3 protein-coding genes and 2 pseudogenes are annotated in these 3,929 nt (G+C 31.3%); 4 read left to right on the top strand and 1 reads right to left on the bottom strand.

Annotated features, from left to right (window positions below; all coding sequences use genetic code 11):
- The first annotated feature begins 371 nt into the window (after positions 1-371).
- Together BM350_RS25890 and BM350_RS28120 are read left to right on the top strand one after the other, a co-directional pair.
- Positions 372-593 (top strand): hypothetical protein, encoded by a 222-nt coding sequence (locus BM350_RS25890; RefSeq protein WP_244548090.1) that lies wholly within the window; start codon positions 372-374, stop codon positions 591-593.
- Positions 594-644: 51 nt separating this feature from the next.
- A pseudogene (locus tag BM350_RS28120) lies at positions 645-787 on the top strand (DNA-binding protein); the annotation flags it as partial.
- A gap of 27 nt (positions 788-814) precedes the next feature.
- Here BM350_RS28120 and BM350_RS25880 read toward each other — a convergent pair.
- Positions 815-1,015: pseudogene (locus tag BM350_RS25880) on the bottom strand (IS4 family transposase); the annotation flags it as partial.
- 376 nt (positions 1,016-1,391) lie between these two features.
- Here BM350_RS25880 and BM350_RS25875 point away from each other — a divergent pair.
- Positions 1,392-1,928 carry a SagB/ThcOx family dehydrogenase gene (locus BM350_RS25875; RefSeq protein ID WP_244548089.1) on the top strand — a complete coding sequence of 179 codons (537 nt, stop codon included), beginning with the start codon at positions 1,392-1,394 and terminating at the stop codon, positions 1,926-1,928.
- A gap of 124 nt (positions 1,929-2,052) precedes the next feature.
- Entirely contained in the window at positions 2,053-3,276 is a 1,224-nt protein-coding gene (locus tag BM350_RS25870; protein WP_170857785.1) for an MFS transporter, read from the top strand.
- Positions 3,277-3,929 lie beyond the last annotated feature (653 nt).

Here is a 3,929-nt window from a genome sequence, read left to right as displayed (position 1 = left end):
AATGGAAGTACTCCACCGATAAATTTTAAAACTGCCATTGCGATTGCCATTTGATTTCCTCCTCTTTTTTGGTATTACGATGTGTTTCATCTTTATACCCTTATTATAGTAAGCGCTTACATTTTTATCAATACATTTTAATATGCAATATTACATATTGTGACCACCTGACAGTTTACACCAACAGAAAAAGGAGGTGCAAACTATGACATTATTTACGTTTTTCGCTACTTGTATCGGATGAATAGCTAGCCTTATTACGATTGCAGACAAATGAAAAAAACCTTTCTTATGAAAAAAGACATGGACTAGCATGTCTTTTTTATGCAAGAATATATATTTACATCTTTATATCTAGAAAGCGAGGGATTATGATGTCAAAACAACAATATGCATATCGTGTTGCCTTTTATTTATCTAACGGTAAGGAAGTAAGCGGGAGGATTACACATCATGAAGATCCAGAAACATACTTAAAGGCAATAGAAGGCTTAATAGAAAAGGAAAAGCCAATCCTCATCAAAAAGCTTGGCACTATAATTCAAAGTAAATATATTACACATGTAAAAATCGTTGAAGTTATTGTATGTTGAAATTGTCGTATAAAGAGATATATCGCAAATATATTTTTGAAGTGAAACACTATGAAGACGTCTAATGATGTGGCGGAGCAATTAAGTATCCAATCATCTATATTACGTAAGTATACAGATGTTTAGAAAAAGAGGGATATACCTTCACAAAGAACAAACGTGGCCATAGAAAGTATAGAGTGAACGATGTAATGTAACCGCTAAATAAGATTGGCGGTCACACTACATAGTTGTGTTAATGAAGTATGAGCTATATTTTGGCTTAACCAAACACACAGAGCCACCAAATCTTGTGCACGGTATTTACTTCTTCGTTGGACAAACCCTGTTTCCCTAGCTAACTGTTCTAAAGCATACGATGACATATATCGTTGCAATTCTTTAGAAAACAATTCTAATTCATCAGAAATCGATAAATTCACATCCAAACGCCACCCTTTCTGTATATTTCTACAAAAAGAATAGCGTTTTTTTTCGTTTTATGGATACAATTCCCCTTTAGCTTGATAGACATGTATGATACTTCTAATAAACTAAGCACAAAAAACAATCTTTAACTCTTCTTTTTTCATAACCTAGTTGGTTTCATTGGTTCCAAAATTACGAATAAACATTATTTTCAAACTACTATTTGACAAAAAAACACTATTATGGAAAAATATAAATTGGAATGATTTTCTAATTATTGAGAGGAGATGAGAAAAATAAAAATTTTCAAACCTAGCGAAAATGAGTACACAAACCGTGTTAATTCAGAACATGGTGAGACTTCTCCATCAAAATAATTGAATTGCTTAAATGACTGCTCCTGATTTTAAGAAGGAAGGAAACTTTCTAGATATCCTTTTGGAAAGACAGACTATACGATCTTTCTCAGAAAAACCTATTACCCTAATTGAATTATCTTCAATTCTTTATTTTGTTTGGGGAGCGCAGTCTTGTAAAAGAGATTTTGGAGTTGGTGCAACTCTCTTTAAAACGAGCCCTTCTGGTGGTGCTAGACATCCTATAGAGGTATATCCTTATATATCTAACGTAACAGGAATAAAAGAGGGTTTATATCATTACAATGTTCAAAATCATTCATTGAATGTGATTAACAAAGACAAAATAACAGATATTATTGATATGGCTGCAGGACAAAAATATATAAAAGATGCATCTGTACTCTTTTTTTATACAGCATGTTTAGAACGACCTATGTGGAAATATAAAACTCCAAGGGTATATCGTATTGTTATGAAGGATGTAGGTCATTTAAGTCAAACTTTCTATTTAGTTGCTTCATGGTTGAAATTAGGTGCGTTTTTACTGGACACCTTAAAGACGAATTAGTAGAAGAAAGGTTATGTATAGATAAAGAAAAAGAAATTGTTTGCGGACTTTCTGGAATAGGACATATTAGTGATGAAGCTAAAAAACATGGGAGAGATTTTAGATTTAGAGGAGAGAATTTGAATTGAAATCCTTTAAAGCCATTATACATAATAAAAATTTATGCATTGTATTAGGAAGTCAACTAGTCTTTCAATTAGGGATATGGTTCGGTACAATTGGTAATTTGCAATTTTTACAAATACATATAAAATCTCATGTTCTTCAGGCTTTTTTTCTTGTTATCGGTGGTGTCCTTGGGGTTATAATAGGCCCTTATGCAGGACGTTATATAGATTCTACTTCTAAATTAAAAGTATTACAATTAGTCGGATTGATGAGAATTGCATCTGTTTTATCAATGTTAGTTGCCATATATACGGGGTCAATTTATTGGATGGTTATCTATAGTATAGGAATTGGCTGCTCAGCCTCTTTTTTTAATCCCACTATACAAACAATATTGCCCGCTTTAGTTAAAGAAGATGACTTAATTACGGTTAATGCTATCAATATAAATATTATCACCTTATCAAGAATTTTTGGAGCTGTATTAGCTGGTCTTTTATTAACAGTCGCTCCTCTATATACATTATTTATTATTGCTCTTATTGCTTATGTAACCTTATACTTTATCAATTTTTTATTAGTCATTCCAAACGATGTACGATTGAATCCTAAAAAACTCAAGACTAATTTTAAGGATATTTTCCCTATTATTATGAAGAATCATTCTATTAAAGTAGTTCTTACGTTATCCATTATCCCTCTAATCTTTATTTCAGGCTTTAATTTATTTGTTATTGAGATTGGAAAGGGACAACCAGGTTCAATCATGGGCATACTCTATTTTATGGAAGGGGCAAGTATATTAATTGCAGGATTGTTTATCAAAAAAATAATAAAACGATATCAAAAGCAAGTGCGTATTCTTTTATTTGCTTGCTGTTTGATGGGTATAGCTCAAATTTTATTATCATTGACAAATTTTTATCTAACTATTTTCTCTTTTAGTGTATTTGGCTTGGCATATGGCATGTTTAATCCTCTTTTATACACATATGCACAACAAAAGGTTCCTGCAAGTATTCATGGAAGATTTTTTTCATTTAAAACAATGTTAGATCGAACCATTATGCAACTATGCTTGGTGTTAATTGGATTTTTACTAGATCAAATAGGATATAGAAGTTTAATGGTCTTGTTAGGTATATGTACTCTTACTCTAGTTTCCTCTATTATAATTGACTTTAAGGTAAACCCTAAAAGTTATACAACCGAGAATAAAAATAATTATTCTGATGTTTAACTAATTGGCCTAGTGATAGGATTCTTGCTGTAAACTACAAAATAAGTAAGATAATACTTTTATTAGTGGGCGATTGTATCTGGTAATCCTGGAAAATCTTTTGGTAAAAGTATTTGGTAATCATTTTTGTAATGACTTTTGATAAAGATGTGAATAATTACAAAAAATAATTCCATTTTGAACAAAGATTAATCAAAATGGATTCTTTTTTGTTTAGGTAAACATTTCATTTTAGGGGTCTCGCCGCATCCCCATCAACCTAACGAAATTAAATACCTCAAAACGAAAAAATACACTGAGTTCCCATGGACAATTACAGAAAGATAAAATTTTCGTTTTGGGGATATGATTTTGTCTTACTACCATAATCATACTTATCAGCAGTTCAGGTATATAGAAACCTAAAAAAAATCCCTTCATAATACTAAAGGGACTTGGCTCACACAAATGATCTGCACAACAATTCATCTTTGCTATACAGATCATTTGTATGATAGTTTTTTATAAATAATTGCGAAATAATGAACTTACATTACTGCTTTTAAAAGTTCTGCTACTAATGGAAGTAATCCACCTACAAATTTTAAAACTGCCATTGCGATTGCCATTTGATTTCCTCCTCTGGTCTGCACAACAATTCATCTTTGCTATAC

The sequence above is a fragment of the Bacillus sp. 103mf genome, from assembly GCF_900116295.1.
Taxonomy (GTDB): domain Bacteria; phylum Bacillota; class Bacilli; order Bacillales; family Bacillaceae_G; genus Bacillus_A; species Bacillus_A bruguierae.
Note: the sequence above shows the minus strand (reverse complement) of the source record. Positions and strands in the feature narration are given on the sequence as shown.